Raw genomic sequence first — 16624 nt, forward strand, 5'->3', positions numbered from 1 at the left:
GGCGACGGCCATGGAGGCCGCCGCCATCAGGATGTCAATTCGCTCAGCCGCGCGAGATCGGCAGTGCGACGAAGCGATTGTTGTCGTCCCGGTTGATCTGGACGAGGACCGCATTGCGCCCGGCGCCCGCGGCATCGGCAACAGCCGCTTCCACGTCTTCCGCACTGGTCACGTCGGTGGAGTTTACGGCGACGATGACGTCGCCGGCCTGGATACCACGCTCCTCGGCCGCGCTGCCGGGTTCCACATCGGTGACAACCAGCCCGTTGCCATCGTCGGCGCCCGTTACGGTCAGACCGAAATCAGCGAGCGACGCATCGGCTTGCGCGGGGGTCGGCACCTGCAGGTCTGCCCGCGCCTCGTCGCCGGGAAGTTCCCCGAGTTCGACGCTGACCTGCTCTTCGGCACCACCCCGCCACAGCGTGACGTCGACCTTGGTGTCGGGCGCGTAGGCACCGATCATCCGGGCCAGCTCGCGGGGCGATTCGATTTCCTGGTCGTTCACCGCAGTGATCACGTCACCAGCCTTGAGACCGGCTTCGCGTGCCGGACCCTCGGCCTGCGCCTCGGTCACCAGCGCGCCTTTCGGCGCTTCCAGGCCGATCGATTCCGCGATCTCGTCCGTCACCGGCTGGATCTGGACACCGAGCCACCCACGCAGAACGGCACCGTTCTCGACAAGGTTCGATACGACCTGCTTGGCCGTCGAGGCAGGAATCGCGAACGCGATGCCGACATTGCCGCCGGACGGCGAGAAGATCGCGGTATTGATGCCCACGACCTCGCCATTGAGGTTGAACGCCGGGCCACCGGAATTGCCGCGGTTCACCGCAGCATCGATCTGGATGAAGTCGTCATAGGGGCCGGCGCCGATGTCACGGCCGCGTGCCGACACGATCCCGGCAGTCACGGTGCCGCCGAGGCCGAAGGGATTGCCGACCGCGACCACCCAATCGCCAACGCGAACCGCCTGATCGTCTGCGAAGGCGACGTAGGTAAACTCGCGCTCTTCGTCGACCTTCAATACCGCCAGGTCGGTCCGCGGATCGGTACCAACGAGCCTGGCGTCGAGTTCGGTGCCGTCATCCATCACGACCACGAATGTCGCGCCACCCTCGACCACGTGATTGTTGGTAACGAGATAGCCGTCCTCGGAGATGAAGAAGCCGGAGCCCTGAGAGACAGGGCGTGCACGCTCGCCGCGACGTCCACGATCGCCGCGGAACTCGCGATCGCCACGCTCGCCGCGGAACTCACGGAAGAAGCGGTGAAGCGGGTGATCCCGCGGCAGATCTTCGAGGCCCGGCATGCCGAATGAGAAGTTGCCGCCTTCGCGGTCGGAAGCCGGCTCGATCCGTGCTTGGACCCGGACGCTGACAACGGCGGGAGAGACCCGCTCGACAACGTCCGCGAACCCGGTCGCCTGAACGCCTTCCACACGCACCGCGTCGGCAAGAACAGGCACCGTGCCCGAGGTGACAGCGCCAAAGCCGATGGCGCCAGCGATCGCCAGGGATGCGGCGGCGGCGAGAAGGCGGCCCTTACGGGACTTGGTGGTCGATTCGTTCTGGTTCTGCATATCTCTGCAATCCTTCATGAAATCCAATTGGGCGCGCGAAGATCGCGTCCTTCGGTGCCAGAGATAGTGGGGTGCAGGTTACGGCGCCATTTCCGCCGCATGAAACTTTTGTAATCTTGGGCGCGGTGGCGGTCAGCCAGTCTTGTCGAGGATTTCGCTCAGCTTGCGTTCTTCCTCCGCCGACAGGGCCGTCTGGACGCTCGCGCGCCGGCGCCGCAACGCGTGAACGGCGATGAAGCTACCGCCCGCAACCAGCAGCAGCACAGGGGTTCCCCACAAGAAGGCGTTGCGCAAATTCATCCGCGGCCGGAGCAGCACGAACTCTCCATAGCGCGACACGACATAGTCGATGACTTCTTCATCGGTCTCTCCCGCGAGGATGCGCTCGCGCACCAACACACGCAGGTCGCGGGCAAGGTCAGCGTCGGAATCGTCAATCGACTGGTTCTGGCAGACCATGCATCGCAGACCGGCGGACAGGTCGCGCGCCCGTGCCTCCAAGGCAGGATCATCGAGCATTTCCGACGGCTCCAGCGCGAAACTCTGCGATAGGCCCGCGAGCAATATCAGAAGAAGGAGGGCAAGACGTCTCACTCTGCCGCCACCTCCGCAGGCAGTGGACGGGACCGCCGTGGCGCAGGCGCACCAACTCGCAACCGTCGATCGAGCAGCGATACGATGCCGCCGGCCATCATGACGATGCCGCCAATCCATATCAACAGCACCAGCGGCTTCCACCAGACGCGCACCACCATGCCGCCATCCGGCGTCGGGTCACCCAGCGAAACATAGAGCTGACTGAACCAGTTCGTCGCGATTCCGGCCTCCGTGGTAGGCATTTGGCGGGCCGTATAGAGGCGCTTGGACGAAACGATTTCGCCGCGCTCGCGGCCCGATGGATCGAGGTGGACGAACCGTGCCTGATCTTCCGTGAAATTCGGCCCCCGCACCGGCGTCAACCCCTGGAACCGCAGCGTATCGCCCGCGATCTCCATGGTCTCACCCGGCTTCATCACGGCGATCTGTTCAACCTCGAGCGTGGTCACCGCGACGATGCCCAAAGTCGTTATGCCAAGCCCCGCATGGGCAAGAGCAGTCCCGAAAACGGACCGAGGCAGACCACGAGCCCGTCGCAAGGCGATTGCTGGGGATACTTTGCCGACCCCGGCCTTGAGCGCGAGGTCGGTCGCCGCGCCCAGAAGCAGCCAGACCCCGACGCCGATGCCCAACGCCGCGAGAACACCAACTCCGTCAACGAGGAAAAGCGCAAGCATAACCGCCAGAAGCGCACCACCGAATGCCGCGAACAGGCGCTGTGCCACGGCGTAGAGATCGCCCCGTTTCCATGCCAGCAGCGGGCCGAATGGAACGGCGAGTAGGAGCGGCAGTGCAAGCGGCACGAAGGTCATGTTGAAGAACGGCGCCCCGACCGAGATCTTGTCGCCGACCACCGCCTCGACCAGAAGCGGATAGAGCGTGCCGATCAGCACCGTCGCAGTCGCCGTCGTCAGGAACAGGTTGTTCAGCACCAGCGCACCCTCGCGCGACACCGGATGAAACAGACCACCTTGGGTAAGGCTGGACGCACGAAGGGCGAACAGAGACAGTGAGCCGCCTATGAACACCATCAGGATGATCAGAATGAACAGTCCCCGGGTCGGATCGGTGGCAAAGGCGTGGACCGACGTCAGGACGCCCGAGCGGACAAGGAACGTACCGAGCAGCGACAGCGAGAAAGTCAGGATCGCCAGCAGCAGCGTCCATATCTTGAGCGCCGAGCGCTTCTCCATCACGATCGCCGAGTGGAGCAGCGCGGTGCCGGCCAGCCAAGGCAGAAACGAGGCGTTCTCGACCGGATCCCAGAACCACCAGCCACCCCAGCCGAGTTCGTAATATGCCCAGTACGACCCCATCGCGATGCCGCCGGTGAGAAATATCCATGCGGCAAGGGTCCATGGACGCACCCAGCGCGCCCAGGCCGCGTCGATGCGCCCTTCGATCAGCGCAGCGACAGCAAAGGAAAAGCACACCGAAAAGCCGACATAGCCCAGATAGAGCAGCGGTGGATGGATCGCGAGGCCGACATCCTGGAGAATCGGGTTGAGATCGCGCCCTTCGAACGGCGCGGGCGACAACCGCGCGAATGGGTTGGAGGTGGCAAGGATAAACAGGAGGAAGGCTGCGCCGATCAGCCCCTGCACCGACAGAACGTTGGCGCGCAATGTCGCTGGAAGATTATTGCCGAACAGGGCGACCAGCGCGCCGAAAAACGTCAGGATCAGCACCCAGAGAAGCATCGACCCCTCGTGGTTTCCCCACACGCCGGTGACCTTGTACAGCATCGGCTTCATCGAGTGAGAGTTCTCCCAGACATTGACCACCGAAAAGTCCGACTGCACGTAGGCAGCGGTCAGCGCCAGGAAGGCCAGCAGGGTCAGGAAGAAGCCGACGACCGTGGCGGGACCGGAGACCGCGACGAGGCGCGGCTCCGCCAGCCTCGTTCCAGCGAGCGGCACCGCGAACTGGATCAGGGCCAGGACGAACGCCAGCACCAGCGCGAAATGTCCCGTCTCGACGATCATCCTGCTTTCCTACTCACCTTGGTCGTCTTCCTGCCAAAGACCAGTTGCCTTGAGCCCGTCGGCGACTTCCTTGGGCATGTAGTTTTCGTCATGGCGCGCCAGCACGCTGTCAGCGACAAACACCCCGTCAGCGCCGAACTCTCCCTCGGTGATCACGCCCTGCTCCTCGCGGAAAAGGTCCGGCAGAATGCCGCTATAGGCGACCGTCACCGAATGGACCTTGTCGGTGACCGCGAAGACCACTCCCGTACCTTCACCGCGGACGAGTGTCCCCTTCTCTACCAATCCGCCGAGCCGGATCCGCTGACCGGGCTGCGTGTTCGCCTCCTGCAATTCTGCGGGCATGTAGAAATAGGATGTCTTCTGTCCCAAGGCATAAAACGTCAACGCGCTGGCTACGGCGAGAAATGCCATTGCCCCACCAATCACCGAGAGCCGTTTCTGCTTTCGCGTCATGGTCTCATGTCATCCTGTTGCGCGGGCCGTACGCCGCGCTCCTGCGCGAAAAGTGCAAGCTCTTCGCCGGCCACGCTGCCGGGCCCCAGGGCCTGCAGACCGCGCGAAAGCGCGTCACGGGCATCGTCATGCCTGCCGAGTACCACATATGACTGGATCAGTCTTTGCCAGCCCTCATGATCGTCCGGATCGCTCCGCAATCGGGTGTCGAGCCCGGCGACCATCTCCTCGATCATGCGGGCCTGATCGTCGGCTGCCTGCTGCGGCAGGTCAGTCTGCCCCTCGATATCCGCCAGCGCCCTGGAGACCACCTGTCGCCAGGGCGATTCATCCGGAAGTTGCGCTTCCATTTCGCGCAAGGCGCGCGCGGCAGCCTCCGTCTTGCCTTCCTGGGCCAGTCCCGTTGCAATGAGATATTGTGCCTTCGGATGCGCCGGCTCGATTGCCAACGCACGTTCCAGGGCCTGATGTGCTTCGGCGGTGATCATGCCGCCGGCGTTGGCTGCAATCGCTTCGCCAAGCCCGGCCTCGCGCGCGGCTGTCGCGCCGAGCAACCGGATCGCGTTGCGATAGGCGATCGAGGAGTCGTTGAACCGGCCCATCCGATAATAAATCGGTGCAAGAACGTCCCAGCCGCGGCCGTCTTCGGGGTTCGACGATAGATGCGCCTCTGCACGCACGACCAGCACATCCATCGAGCTGTCTTCCGGCGCCGTATTGATGCGCGCGGCAAGCGGTTGTCCGGGCAGTTCGGGAGAGCCCGTCGCTGCGTAGAGCCCCCAACTGACCAAAGGCACCGCGAGCACCGCGATCGTCGCGATGGACCTGCCAACGTTCGAGCCGGCATCCGGTCCTGACGCTCGGCGCTGGTCGTCAAGCCTGAGTATCCTGCGGCCGATTTCAGCGCGCGCCTGCTCCGCATCCGACTTATCGATCACGCCACGGGAAAGGTCCCGGTCAAGTTCCGCCAATTGATCCTGGTAGACCTCGAGATCGTAACGGCTGTCGTCCGCCAGCCCGACCCGTTCGCGCATTGCAGGCAGCAAAATCGCCAGGCAGGCGCCTAGTGTCATAACAGCGGCGATGATCCAGAACAGCATGCGGACCTCAATAGCCGGTGCATCGCTGGCTGCCAATGGCGGCGGGATGCGGCCTTTTGGCGGCTATCTCGGTTGTGCAGGCAACTCGAAATGAGCCCCTTTAAACGAGGGGCGTCCAGCTTCCATCGGGATTACGACACGCCGAACCGCGCGCGGTCTGGCTTCGTCCGCCATTATGGACCGTGTGGCTGTATTGGCGACAGTTCTGGGACCCGACACGATACGGTGACCCTGCGACGACTTCACCGCCGCTGTCTGCCGTGTCACCCCATGAAACCGATTGACCGGCTGGCGTATATTCAAGCGCCCGGTACTCGGCTTCGAGCGCACTGCGTCGGTCTCTCCTGTTCAGCTCGCTTCCGACCGTCCCGCCAACCAGACCGCCCGCCATTGCCTCGACAATTGCCGCTGCGACGGGCGTTTGCGCACTTTGCGTGCTGCCGGCAAATGCTTGGACGGCCGTGCCGGATCCGCCGCCGACGGTCGAGCACGCCGACAAGACTACCGCAAACCCGGCTGCCGCAAACTTCAAGTTCATTTTCCGAACGCCTTTCGAACCGCGTTAGCCCGCGCCTTCACACATTTGGTTGCATTGCACCTTGCTTCAAGTGCTGCGCGCAAAGTTGGGCGCAGAAATGGCATCTGTTGCAAATACCTCACGACTCTTGCGCTCTTCGCAACACGACTGTGGCTTTGAGGCCACCAAGGTCGGCTCGTTCAAGTTGGAGTGTACCACCGTACTCCTTCACGAGGTCGGCCACGATCGCGAGCCCCAGTCCGGTACCGGGCTTTGTTTCGTCCAACCGCCTGCCCCGCATGAGCGCATCGCGCGTCTTCTCCTCGGGGATGCCCGGCCCATCATCTTCGACGATCAGGCGGAACAGCCGGTGCGGTGACTCTCCCCGGTCAGCAACCACCTTCAGTGAAACGGTCGACCGCCCCCACTTCATTGCATTTTCGAGCAGATTGCCGACGATCTCTTCGAAGTCTTCGCGCTCGCCCGAAAAAACGATCTCCTCGTCGGGCATGTCCAGTATCAGCCGCGCCTGCGGGTTGAGCTTGGCGATCACCCTGCCCATGCGGTTCAGCGTTTCCCTGACAGGTGTACGGAACACGATCGTGTCGCGCTGGGCCGCCATGCGTGCGCGCTGCAGATAATGGTCGACCTGTTGCCGCATCGCTCCGGCCTGTTCGGCGATCAGGCTGCCCTTCTTGCCCCCGATGGCATGAGCTTCATTGATAAGCACGGCCAACGGAGTCTTGAGCGAGTGAGCAAGATTGCCGACCTGTGTGCGCGAGCGTTCGACGATGCGTCGATTGCTCTCGATGAGTTCGTTCGTCTCGTCCGCCAGCGGCGCGATTTCGGCGGGGAAGTTGCCGTCGAGCCGCTGCGCCGCACCTGCCCTGATATCCGCAAGCGCGCCACGAACCCGACGCAGCGGCTGCAGACCGACCAGGATGGCGAGCGCGTTGATGGCGATCATGCCAACGCCGAACAGGATGAGATACAGCCAGACTTGCCGTTCGAATGCATCGATGTCGGCCTCCAGCTCGGTGCGATTGCCCATCACGCGGAATCGCGCGATGCGGTTGTCTGCGTCCAGAACGAACTCGCTTTCGATGACCTCGATATCCTCGCCGGCCAATCCCTCCGCCCGGTAGCTGCGCTGGAACTCACGGTCGAACGGAACTTGCTCGGTTGGGGGAGAGGCGACCGGCCGTGTGAGGGAGAGCGATTCGAGCCGACCCTCGACATCGGAGACCGGCTCGACCGTCCAGTACCAGCCGGATTCAGGCACGGTGAAGCGAAGGTCGCCGAGATTTGGCGCACCCTGCAGCGTGCCATCGTCGGCGACACCGACAGAACTGATGAGGTTGAACAGATGCGCGGTCAGCAGGCTTTCGAACCCACGCTCGCTCGCCTGGCGGAACAACGTCGATATGATCGTGGCAATGACCAGTAGGGCCACGACTGCCCAGAGCGTCGAGAAAGCGACGACGCGAAACGTCAGGGAATTGAGCCGACCTCTCAGGGACGGCATCGCCAAGCGCCCCTCACGCCTGCGGTGCCCGCATGCGATAACCCATGCCGCGCACGGTCTCGATTAGGTCGATGCCCATCTTTCTGCGCAGGCGTCCGACAAAGACTTCGATCGTGTTGGAATCGCGGTCGAAATCCTGATCGTAGAGATGCTCCACGAGTTCGGTCCGCGACACGACCTCGTTCATGTGATGCATCAGGTAGGCGAGCAGCCTGAATTCGTGCGACGTCAGCTTGAGCGGGACGCCGTCCACGTCCGCCTTCGATGCCTTGGTGTCGAGGCGCAGCGGTCCACATGTCAATTCAGACGAAGCATGTCCCGCCGCGCGCCGGATCAGCGCGCGCAGTCGCGCCAGAACTTCCTCGATATGAAACGGCTTGGCGACATAGTCGTCGGCGCCCGCGTCGATACCGGCCACCTTGTCGCTCCAGCGGTCGCGGGCGGTCAGCATCAGGACCGGCATCTTGCGTCCGTCACGGCGCCACCGCTCGACGACACTGATGCCATCCATTTGAGGCAGCCCGATATCGAGGATCACCGCGTCGTACGGCTCGGTATCGCCAAGAAAGTGCCCCTCTTCCCCGTCATAGGCCCGGTCGACGACATAGCCTCCGTCAGACAGCGCATCGGCTATCTGGCGGTTCAGGTCCTTGTCGTCCTCGACCACGAGTATGCGCATTGGGGCTCCTGTCTAACGGGGGTCAGGTTGACCGGAAGGTGCTGGTTCGTCGCGATGATGGTCCGCTCAACCCAGTGGCACGACAATTTCGCTTCGGCGCGGGCGCTGGCCGTCGCGGGCTGGCATGAGTACCACGATGACGCAGACCTGCTGTCCGCCGCGAACTTCCGGCGTGGCGCGCGCGAGCTGACCGCCCATTTGCGCGGCCTGCTGCATCCCGATGGCATGGCAGTCGCCCGCGACGGGGATAACCGCTCCGACCGAAGGTGCCGCCTGCGGAATGGCGAGCGGCATCGAAACTGCCGACGTCGCCAGCAACCCGACCATCGAGGCCGTGGCGAGCGTCTTGCGCAGAATGTTCAGGATCATCGTCATATCCCGCTTTTAACCCAAACGGGCTGAACGTGAAATGAACAATGGGCCCGCATTTTTCCTGTCATTTGTTTCTTACGGTCACCGGATCAGATTGCGTGCGGCGACACGTCCGGCAATGGCCACAACACCGGCGATCGCCGTCACCGACTGGAGCACGGCATCCGTCAGCGACGCGGTCTCGGCATCGTCGAGCGGGAAGCCGAGTATGCCGGCGCCGGCTGAGGCGACAACGATAATGGACGCCCAGATCGTGCGTGAGAGATACCAGGGTTTGGCGGCTTCCATCGATTTCTCCTTTTTTTGGAATGTTTTAAGCGCTCTTGCATCAACTCAGAACAAAGCTCCGGCTGGCAGGAAGCCCCGCCCCTGCGGTGGCGCTGAGTTGCCGGACGGTGACCAGGATCGTCGCAGGCAGCGACGAGAAGTCCTCTTCAAGGAGGTCGACTGGATAGGTCCATTCCGAGTCCGTCGTTTCGACAGTCCTGATTGGGGCTCCACTCACAGTGGAGACATCGACACGGTATCGCTCGAATTCTTCTCCGAGCGGTATGTCCTCCCCGATCCAGCTATCCGCATCCACCCTGCCGCGCCGTGTCCAACGCAGGAGCGCATCTCCATCCGCCTGCCTTTCGAGGCGCAGGTGGACAGGCGAAAGCGCTAGTCTTGCGCGGCTTCCGCCCGCCTGCGTCAACGCGGCAAAAACCGGATCACCGAAGCTGTGGCCCGACGGACCGACCCTCCAGTTGAGCGGAATGCCGGTCTGTTCGGGTGAAATTCCTGCCTTCACCACCGAACTGTCGAGCAGAACGAACGATGCGCCGCTCTCGGCGCCAGCCTGCATCGCGTCCTCGGTACCGAACTGCCCGCGCAGCAGCTCGCTCAACCTCCATAGCGCGGGGCCGATCTCTTCCGCCGTCCGGAACTGCACAACCTCCCAGGCTCCGCCCGCCGAAAGGACAGCTGCCATGTTGGATCCGTTCAGCAATTGCAGCATGGAGATGCTCGCCACCTCGCCATTGTAGAGTGCCACGGTGATGGCATTGCTTCGATCCAGCCGGGACCATGGTCCCGCGCCCAGCGGCTCCGAAAGCGCGCCAAGCGTCGCCGGACTGACGATGCTTGCGCTATGGGCAAATCCGGTATCTTCCGGCGAAGCGTAGACGATCTGGCTGCGCCACGGCTTGGCGTAGGCAGCGATCCGCAACTGGTCCTGCGTAGCCGCTCCGCCCGGCATGGCGGGCAGGTCCATCATCACCACGTGCGGCGTCCCGGCGATAGCCGGCAAGGACGCCAGACGTGTGATGCGGCTCGGCCGCCAGGGCGTTGGTGTCACACGCTCCAGCCGCCGTGCCGTAATCTTGCGGCTGAGCCCTGCTTCCACGTCCGAGACGAGATAGATGCCGTCCGCGCCTTCCAAACTCACGAGGGTGCCCGGCACGAGCGCCACCGACGACGCCGGCAGGGCGAAGGCGAGGCCGTTGCGCGCAACCCGCTTGCGATACATCCAGTCTTCCACGAGCGCCGCTGCCGCGCCTTCCTCCAGGCCTCCCTGAATGCTGAGAGTACGACTTCCGCCACCGCCGCCGTCAGGCAAGGCAATGCGCGCCACCGATGTCTGATATTCCCGAAAAGGCTCGACGAAGTTGAGCTCGACCTCCTCGGGCAGCTCATGGTCCGCCGAACGCATGCGCTCCATGGTGGAGCCCGTCTCGGGGACGACGATGTCTCCGATCGGGGTTGCGGCGCCGACTGTCGCGCCCTCGTCGCGAAATACCAGCGTCCCGTCGTCACTGTGCACGGCGATGCCGTGAAGTTCAGCGAGCGGCTCCAGCGCGGAGCGCGCCGTGCCCGGGCTCGCCACGAGGTAACCCATCAGGCTTCCGCCCACGCGAGACACGTCGGCAGGCGGCAATCCGTGATCGTTGAGGATGGCCGTGATCAGGTCGCTGGTCGCGATGCTGGAAATCCGGCCGTTCAGCCAATGGCCGCGATGCCAGTTCTCGTCGTCTTTCCACACGTCGCGGCGCAGCGGGAAGGCCGGAAACGGCCGGGCATCCCATGCCCACAGATAGAATCTGTCCGCATCCACCATTCTCCCTCCATAGAGATCGGAGATCGGATTGGACCCCGGCTCGAAATCAATGCTGTCGGGGCGCCAATACTCGAAATGAGCCGACAGGAAGCGTTGCTGGGCCACGTCGGAACGCCCGCCCGATGAGAAATAGGGCATCGCATTCTCCGACGATTTCGCGTCGGGAAAGACGTTCGGCTGGTTCGGTCCCTTGTCGACCGCCGGACACCCGAGTTCCGTGAACCAGATCGGCTTGGATTGCGGCACCCAGGCCGTGGGCGATCCAGCCTCGACGCCGTCAACGCGATCGTAGTGCTGGTTTTCCCACCAAGAACGCAGGTCCTTGTACCGGTAGACCCATGGCTTTCCATAAGCGCCGTCGGTGATCGGCGTGCGGCTGCGTGTCACCCTTGCCGCCATATCGGCATAGTACCAGTTGTAGCCCTCGCCGCGCCCCACCTGACTGCGCAGCCCGTCCCGATCATACGGTTCGTTGAACCCATCCGGATTGCCCCCGGCATAATCGGCGTCGCGCCAATCCGACAGCGGCATGTAGTTGTCGATCCCCACCGCAGTGATGGCGGAATGCGACCACAGCGCATCGAGGTGGAAGAAGACGTCACCCGAGCCGTCGGCGGGCTGGTATCCGAAATATTCGGTCCAGTCGGCCCCGTAGGTGATTGCCGTGCCTGGTCCCAATATCGATCGTGCGTCGTCGGCGAGTTCGCACAGCACTTCGACGAAAGGAAAGGCATTTGCCTCGTCGCGCAGCGTCGAGAGCCCTCGCATTTCCGAGCCGAGCAGGAACGTGTCGACCCCACCGGCGGCGGCGCCCAGTCGAGCGTAGTGCAGGATCAGCCGTCGATAGCCCCAGTCCTCTTCATTGCCTGAAAACACGATTTCGCCGTCCTCGAAGGCGAGATCTTCCGGCGAAACGCCGCCGCAGAATGTCGCGACTTGGCTGCGCGCAGAATTCGTCTTGTCGGCACTGTCGAGTTGCAGCGGCGCGGGATCGCAGGTGATCCGCCCACGCCATGGAAACGGCGGCTGGCTGTCGCCGCCATACGGATTGGGCAGGCTGTTATCGGCCGGCACATCCATCATCATGAAAGGGTAAAGCGCCACCCGCAGGCCCCTGCTTCGGATTTCGGCGATGCACTCGATGACCGACTGGTCCGATGGCGTCCCGCCATAAGCCGCTGCGCCGTCGACCAAGCTCACGGTCGCCGCATCGACGCGCTCCACGCCGCAGACTTTCCACGGCTCGGAGTAGTCCGTGGCGTTGTTGTCGATGACCGCCGGGCGCACCTTGCAGGCGCCAGCCCGCAGGTCATCTCCGAACCAGGTGACGACAACCGCCACTTCTTCCAGGTTTGGGCACAGCATCTGGAGTTCATCGAGCGATGCGACGATGTCGGCGGCGCCATGCAGAACATGCCTGTTGACCTGGATCGTCTCCCCCGGGACAGGAGTGCGCACCACCGGTCGCGGCATCAGGCCATATTCCGTCGCTCCGGGAAGCAGAACAACGGATTTGATACGTTCGTTGACCGCGCCGAGCGGGCGCATGACCTCGAATTGCAACTGTGGGATACGGTTGCCGTAGTCGTTCAGGGGAAACCGCTCGAGCACCGCATATGCCAGGCCGCGATAGGACGGTGCGTTGCCGTCGCCCTGTTTCGCGGCAATCAGCGGGTCGACTGCCTGGGTCTCGCTGCCGTCATGAATGCGGATCGTCACCTGGTCGAGATCGACTTCACGCCCGTCCGCCCAGATGCGCCGCACGCCGGCGATCGGCCCCTCGCACAGCGCGAACGCCGCATTGCAGAAATAGCTGTAGGTCGTAACCTTCGGGCCGCGCCCCTTACCGCCTTGGCGTTCGGTGGTTTGCTCCTCCTCGAACCGCGTCGCCCAGATGATGTTTCCACCGATCCGCATCGTCCCGTAAACTCGCGCGATCGGAACGCCTTCCTCCGCGAGAAACGGCTGCATTCCGCCAAGGCGAGGACCTTCGAGCCGCCGTGTGCTCTCGATGAGGCTCCGGTCCAGCATGAAGCCGGCCATGGCGCCGGCGGCCGAGCCGATTGCGCTGCCGATAGGGCCGATCATCCCGCCGAGAAACGACCCGGCAGCCTGAAGCACGATTGTCGCCATGTCCGGCGGCTCCTCTCAGCAATTCTAAGTCACGGGTGGGAAGGCGAAGACGCCGGCGATGCGCCGCCGCCATTGCGGGACAAGCGTTGAGACCATCACCGCGTGCCCTTCATAGGCGTGAATGAAGCTGTCTGAGGACGCCAGGATGCCGAGATGCTTGGCGGGATAGTGCGGTCGCCAGCGAAACAGCAGCACGTCGCCAGGCCGTGCCTCGTCCTGCGGCTTTTGCCGGCAATGGGTACGGGCGGCATCGAACAGCAGGTCCCGGCCCCCGGCCTCGGCCCAGTCAGGCGCATACGGACCGGGAGTTGCCGGTTCACAGCCGTAAAGCGCCCGCCAGATCCCGCGCACCAGCCCCAGGCAGTCGCAGCCGACGCCTCGCGTCGATCCCTGATGCCGGTAGGGCGTGCCCAGCCATCGCGTCGCCTCGGCAAGAGCAGCGGATGCCTCGTCGCGATGATGCGTCATTCGACGATCGGTCCGCCATCGAAGATGCCGCCATCGGTTACGTAGCCGTACGCTGCATCATTCCCGGGAAGATGCGGAAATCCTCTGAAATTCAAGGGATTGCCAAACTTCGTCTTGCAGGTCGAAAACCGCTTGTCGCACCCTGCCACCACCGAGAATGCCGTGCCGGGCGGCGGCACCTGCTCTGTTGGAGGCAGGACCAGCAGGACGCCTTCAGGGGTCCGCTTGTGGTCCAGCAGCGTCGCCGTCCTGCCCACCAGCACACCGCTTGCCCAGGTGACATGCCCGAACGAGAACCAGCCGACGGTGAAACCATCAAGGCCACTCACGGATACCGTTGCAGGCGCCGTCTGGGACGTGACCACGCCGCTGCCGTTGAATTCGCTGCCGGCGAGCGACACGCCACACCGTGCGTCGCCGAGGCGCGCGTCGCAAAGCCTCCGAAGATAACGCCCGTTCGGCTGATCGAGGCTCGCGGCCATGCTCTCCAGTTCAGCGATGAAGCGGCTGTCCGAACGCGTGATCCTGCCGATCGACGAACGCCTGATCAGTGCGAATTCGCTCGGCGCGTTCCAGTTGACGAGCCGCGTTTCCACCACCGCGCCATCGAACAGCCCGGCCTCGAGTTCGGCCTCGTCGAGCACCTCCGACGAAAGCGCGCCTTCGACATCGACGGTGTCGATCGCCATGCCGAGCGACGCGCGTGCCTCGCTTTGCGAAAAGCCGCTCTGCGGGTTGTAAGCCACGCCATCAACGACAAGTGGGCGATCATGGTCCGTGAATCCGAAGCTCTGCCCGTCACGTCGCACGACGCGCCAGCAATGGCACAACATGGTGCAGCGCTGCTCCAGATGCGCCAGGAAGTCAGGATTAATTTCCGTCATGGCTCGATCTCGACGATGGGTATTGACGGGATTTGCCCGGCGTTGAACGCGCTCAGGCTGATCGCGATCCGCTCGGCGTCGAAGCGCGCGGGCACGTCGAACTCGAAACCGGCCGTAATCTCCTGTCCCGCAACCGGGATCGACCCCGGCTCGAAAGTGACGATGCCGGTCGCGGTGTCGACGCTGAAGTCCGCCGGACTGTCCAGTTCCGTGCCGGCGACGGCAATCCGTACGGTGCCGGCGACTGGCTTGCGGATCGCCCGGTCATACGCGTCCTCCGTTTCGCCGTACCGTTTGACCAGTTGAAATTCCGCACGCACACCATCGCCTGTGCCGATGTGCTGGTCGGCCGCCTGCACCTGCTGGTCAGGAGGACACGACTTCATGTCGAACGGATCGCGAAAGCGGAATCCATGAAACGAGCCGCGGCGCGCCTCGAAGAACGCGATGATCTCGTAAAGATCGGAAAGGGATCGCACACCGGTTCCAGCATCGAAATGTCGACGGGAGCGGGCGAAGCGCAGGTTGCGGTGTTCGCGCCCGGACGTCAGCGAGACGATCTCGTTGCGTCGCTCCGGGCCGCCGGTCGCCCCGAAGGAAACGTCCACGGGGAACCGTATTTCGTGAAATGCGTCCATTTCGAACCTCAGATCGTTCGAGAGCCGCGGGAGACGGCGCGCGCCAGCATTCCGGTGATCTGCGCCTCCGACTTGCGGAAGGAAGCAGCGTCCTGGGTACTGACGTTGAAGACGACGTTGACGCCGCTGCCACCGCCCGCCCCTGCCACCCCCAGCCTTCCGTCAGATCCCCGCCTGAGTGGCAGGATCGCTTCAGCGCCTGCCTCTCCCATCAGGCCCGTCGCCCCACCGGACATCGGAAAATAGGTCGGAGCGGCGATCACACCGCCGCTTGCGAACGGAGTGATAGGGCCGGTGACGCCTCCCTTGGCAAAAGGAAGAACGTTACCGATCCCCCCGAACAGGCCGGCACTGAAGCGCGAGAAAAGGCCGGTCAGCGGCTGGAGCCCTTGGCTGAGCGCCATGCCGGCCAGGTTCATGCCGACACGCCGCAGCACGTCTTCCAGCGACTTGCCGCCAACCACCGCCTCACGCATCGCCCCGCTGAGCTGACGCCCGAAACTGTCGGACAACCGCGTCAAGTCTGCCATGGCGTCTGCGAAAGGTCGCGTGTCGGCATCGATGCGCACTTCAAGGCGCGTTGGGTCGTCCGTCATTTTTGTTCTCCTCGCCGAGCGTCGGGAAACATCGCCATCAATGTTTCCAGCGCCTGGCGCTTCGGCGCATCAGAGGGAAGCAGGATGCGCATCGCGTGGCCGAGCTCGCGCGGCGTCATCGCCCAGAAGTCACGCGGCGACAGCCGCAGCAGGCCCAGCCCCACGGCGATCGTCTCGTCCCATGGAAACCGGCGCGTCTTGTCTGCTACGGCGTTCGAGGGCGCGACGGCGCCTCTGTGCCCTGCTCTGCCGAGCCGAACGTCAACGCCAGCAAGGCGCCGGCAAGGCTCGCGCATCCGGCCGCGCCGCCATCGAAGCGCAGCGCGGCCACCTCGTCGTCGCTGACGACGGTTCCACCGCCCCGCAGCCCTGCTCCGATGATGCGCATCAGGTCGCGGGCCGACAGGCGCCCGGTTGAGAAGCGTTCGGCAAGCGCCGACAGATCGTCCACCGAAAACGCGCTTTCGAGTTCGGCAAGGGCCCCGAGCGTCAGGCACAAAATGTGCTCTCGGCCGTCGATCTTGGCGCTGATTTCGCCGCGTCGGCTGTTTGCCGCCATCATGCCGCCTCGAAGCTGATCGCGCCGGCCGATTCCAGCGCAATATCGAACGTCACTTCGCCGTCGTGGTTGCCGGTATATTCGAGGGCGGTGACCTGGAAAGCGCCCTCGATGGTGCCGAAATCTGGCACGACAAGCTGCCAGTCGATGATCTGGCTGGAGAAGAATGCCGCGCGAATGAGCGCGTCCGACTGAGCATCCTTGAAAATGCCCGCGCCACTCAATGAGGCCCTTTGCACCCCGCTGCCGCCGAGCAGCTCACGCCATCGCCCGGCCGAGTCCGCATCGGTGATGTCGACGGTCGCGCTGTTGAATGCCAGGCGCTTCGTTCTCAGACCGGCGACGGTCACGAAGCCGCTGCCGCCGTCGATCTTCAACAGAAGATCCTTGCCCTTCTGTGCTGCCACAGGAGCCTCCTTTTCCGTCATGTCTTAAGGATGA

Annotated in this window: 17 protein-coding genes; all 17 read right to left on the reverse strand. The window is 63.8% G+C overall.

Features of this window, described 5'->3' with window-relative positions; all coding sequences use genetic code 11:
• Window positions 1–43 precede the first annotated feature (43 nt).
• The 17 genes from AAFN84_RS16180 to AAFN84_RS16260 all read right to left on the reverse strand — a co-directional run bounded on the left by AAFN84_RS16180 (window position 44) and on the right by AAFN84_RS16260 (window position 16590).
• On the reverse strand, window positions 44–1579 hold the full coding sequence (locus AAFN84_RS16180) for a Do family serine endopeptidase (protein WP_347515634.1): 1536 nt from the start codon (window positions 1577–1579) through the stop codon (window positions 44–46).
• A gap of 132 nt (window positions 1580–1711) precedes the next feature.
• Window positions 1712–2173, reverse strand: a complete 462-nt coding sequence (locus tag AAFN84_RS16185) for a cytochrome c-type biogenesis protein (RefSeq protein WP_347515635.1) — start codon at window positions 2171–2173, stop codon at window positions 1712–1714.
• Window positions 2170–4158 (reverse strand): heme lyase CcmF/NrfE family subunit, encoded by a 1989-nt coding sequence (locus AAFN84_RS16190; RefSeq protein WP_347515725.1) that lies wholly within the window; start codon window positions 4156–4158, stop codon window positions 2170–2172. Before AAFN84_RS16190 ends, AAFN84_RS16185 begins: the two co-directional genes overlap by 4 nt.
• Window positions 4159–4170: 12 nt before the next feature.
• Window positions 4171–4617: a cytochrome c maturation protein CcmE gene (ccmE, locus tag AAFN84_RS16195; protein ID WP_347515636.1), complete on the reverse strand. Its 447-nt coding sequence runs from the start codon at window positions 4615–4617 to the stop codon at window positions 4171–4173.
• On the reverse strand, window positions 4614–5717 hold the full coding sequence (ccmI, locus tag AAFN84_RS16200) for a c-type cytochrome biogenesis protein CcmI (protein ID WP_347515637.1): 1104 nt from the start codon (window positions 5715–5717) through the stop codon (window positions 4614–4616). The genes ccmE and ccmI overlap by 4 nt, the downstream gene beginning before the upstream one ends.
• Window positions 5718–6373: 656 nt before the next feature.
• The gene (locus AAFN84_RS16205; RefSeq protein WP_347515638.1) at window positions 6374–7759 is read right to left on the reverse strand and encodes an ATP-binding protein; all 1386 of its coding nucleotides are present in this window, start codon (window positions 7757–7759) and stop codon (window positions 6374–6376) included.
• Window positions 7760–7772: 13 nt separating this feature from the next.
• Window positions 7773–8438, reverse strand: a complete 666-nt coding sequence (locus AAFN84_RS16210; protein WP_347515639.1) for a response regulator transcription factor — start codon at window positions 8436–8438, stop codon at window positions 7773–7775.
• Window positions 8439–8504: 66 nt separating this feature from the next.
• The gene (locus tag AAFN84_RS16215; RefSeq protein ID WP_347515640.1) at window positions 8505–8807 is read right to left on the reverse strand and encodes a hypothetical protein; all 303 of its coding nucleotides are present in this window, start codon (window positions 8805–8807) and stop codon (window positions 8505–8507) included.
• 84 nt (window positions 8808–8891) lie between these two features.
• The gene (locus AAFN84_RS16220; protein WP_347515641.1) at window positions 8892–9098 is read right to left on the reverse strand and encodes a hypothetical protein; all 207 of its coding nucleotides are present in this window, start codon (window positions 9096–9098) and stop codon (window positions 8892–8894) included.
• 40 nt (window positions 9099–9138) lie between these two features.
• Window positions 9139–13038 (reverse strand): glycoside hydrolase/phage tail family protein, encoded by a 3900-nt coding sequence (locus tag AAFN84_RS16225; protein ID WP_347515642.1) that lies wholly within the window; start codon window positions 13036–13038, stop codon window positions 9139–9141.
• A 24-nt stretch (window positions 13039–13062) separates the two neighbouring features.
• Window positions 13063–13506 (reverse strand): NlpC/P60 family protein, encoded by a 444-nt coding sequence (locus tag AAFN84_RS16230; RefSeq protein WP_347515643.1) that lies wholly within the window; start codon window positions 13504–13506, stop codon window positions 13063–13065.
• Window positions 13503–14390 carry a DUF2163 domain-containing protein gene (locus AAFN84_RS16235; protein ID WP_347515644.1) on the reverse strand — a complete coding sequence of 296 codons (888 nt, stop codon included), beginning with the start codon at window positions 14388–14390 and terminating at the stop codon, window positions 13503–13505. Before AAFN84_RS16235 ends, AAFN84_RS16230 begins: the two co-directional genes overlap by 4 nt.
• Window positions 14387–15028 carry a DUF2460 domain-containing protein gene (locus AAFN84_RS16240; RefSeq protein ID WP_347515645.1) on the reverse strand — a complete coding sequence of 214 codons (642 nt, stop codon included), beginning with the start codon at window positions 15026–15028 and terminating at the stop codon, window positions 14387–14389. The genes AAFN84_RS16235 and AAFN84_RS16240 overlap by 4 nt, the downstream gene beginning before the upstream one ends.
• An 8-nt stretch (window positions 15029–15036) precedes the next feature.
• On the reverse strand, window positions 15037–15624 hold the full coding sequence (locus AAFN84_RS16245) for a phage tail tape measure protein (protein WP_347515647.1): 588 nt from the start codon (window positions 15622–15624) through the stop codon (window positions 15037–15039).
• Window positions 15621–15920 (reverse strand): phage tail assembly chaperone, encoded by a 300-nt coding sequence (locus tag AAFN84_RS16250; protein WP_347515648.1) that lies wholly within the window; start codon window positions 15918–15920, stop codon window positions 15621–15623. Before AAFN84_RS16250 ends, AAFN84_RS16245 begins: the two co-directional genes overlap by 4 nt.
• Window positions 15830–16186, reverse strand: a complete 357-nt coding sequence (locus tag AAFN84_RS16255) for a gene transfer agent family protein (RefSeq protein ID WP_347515649.1) — start codon at window positions 16184–16186, stop codon at window positions 15830–15832. Before AAFN84_RS16255 ends, AAFN84_RS16250 begins: the two co-directional genes overlap by 91 nt.
• On the reverse strand, window positions 16183–16590 hold the full coding sequence (locus AAFN84_RS16260) for a phage major tail protein, TP901-1 family (RefSeq protein WP_347515650.1): 408 nt from the start codon (window positions 16588–16590) through the stop codon (window positions 16183–16185). The genes AAFN84_RS16255 and AAFN84_RS16260 overlap by 4 nt, the downstream gene beginning before the upstream one ends.
• Window positions 16591–16624: the final 34 nt, after the last annotated feature.

Source organism: Mesorhizobium sp. CAU 1741 (assembly GCF_039839275.1).
Lineage (GTDB): Bacteria > Pseudomonadota > Alphaproteobacteria > Rhizobiales > Rhizobiaceae > Aerobium.

Bases quoted from the DNA above. Each gene is read 5' to 3' on its own strand.
- AAFN84_RS16180 (WP_347515634.1), bottom strand. From the start codon at position 1,579: ATGCAGAACCAGAACGAATCGACCACCAAGTCCCGTAAGGGCCGCCTT.
- ccmE (WP_347515636.1), bottom strand. From the start codon at position 4,617: ATGACGCGAAAGCAGAAACGGCTCTCGGTGATTGGTGGGGCAATGGCA.
- ccmI (WP_347515637.1), bottom strand. From the start codon at position 5,717: ATGCTGTTCTGGATCATCGCCGCTGTTATGACACTAGGCGCCTGCCTG.
- AAFN84_RS16205 (WP_347515638.1), bottom strand. From the start codon at position 7,759: ATGCCGTCCCTGAGAGGTCGGCTCAATTCCCTGACGTTTCGCGTCGTC.
- AAFN84_RS16210 (WP_347515639.1), bottom strand. From the start codon at position 8,438: ATGCGCATACTCGTGGTCGAGGACGACAAGGACCTGAACCGCCAGATA.
- AAFN84_RS16215 (WP_347515640.1), bottom strand. From the start codon at position 8,807: ATGATCCTGAACATTCTGCGCAAGACGCTCGCCACGGCCTCGATGGTC.
- AAFN84_RS16220 (WP_347515641.1), bottom strand. From the start codon at position 9,098: ATGGAAGCCGCCAAACCCTGGTATCTCTCACGCACGATCTGGGCGTCC.
- AAFN84_RS16225 (WP_347515642.1), bottom strand. From the start codon at position 13,038: ATGGCGACAATCGTGCTTCAGGCTGCCGGGTCGTTTCTCGGCGGGATG.
- AAFN84_RS16230 (WP_347515643.1), bottom strand. From the start codon at position 13,506: ATGACGCATCATCGCGACGAGGCATCCGCTGCTCTTGCCGAGGCGACG.
- AAFN84_RS16235 (WP_347515644.1), bottom strand. From the start codon at position 14,390: ATGACGGAAATTAATCCTGACTTCCTGGCGCATCTGGAGCAGCGCTGC.
- AAFN84_RS16240 (WP_347515645.1), bottom strand. From the start codon at position 15,028: ATGGACGCATTTCACGAAATACGGTTCCCCGTGGACGTTTCCTTCGGG.
- AAFN84_RS16245 (WP_347515647.1), bottom strand. From the start codon at position 15,624: ATGACGGACGACCCAACGCGCCTTGAAGTGCGCATCGATGCCGACACG.
- AAFN84_RS16250 (WP_347515648.1), bottom strand. From the start codon at position 15,920: ATGCGCGAGCCTTGCCGGCGCCTTGCTGGCGTTGACGTTCGGCTCGGC.
- AAFN84_RS16255 (WP_347515649.1), bottom strand. From the start codon at position 16,186: ATGATGGCGGCAAACAGCCGACGCGGCGAAATCAGCGCCAAGATCGAC.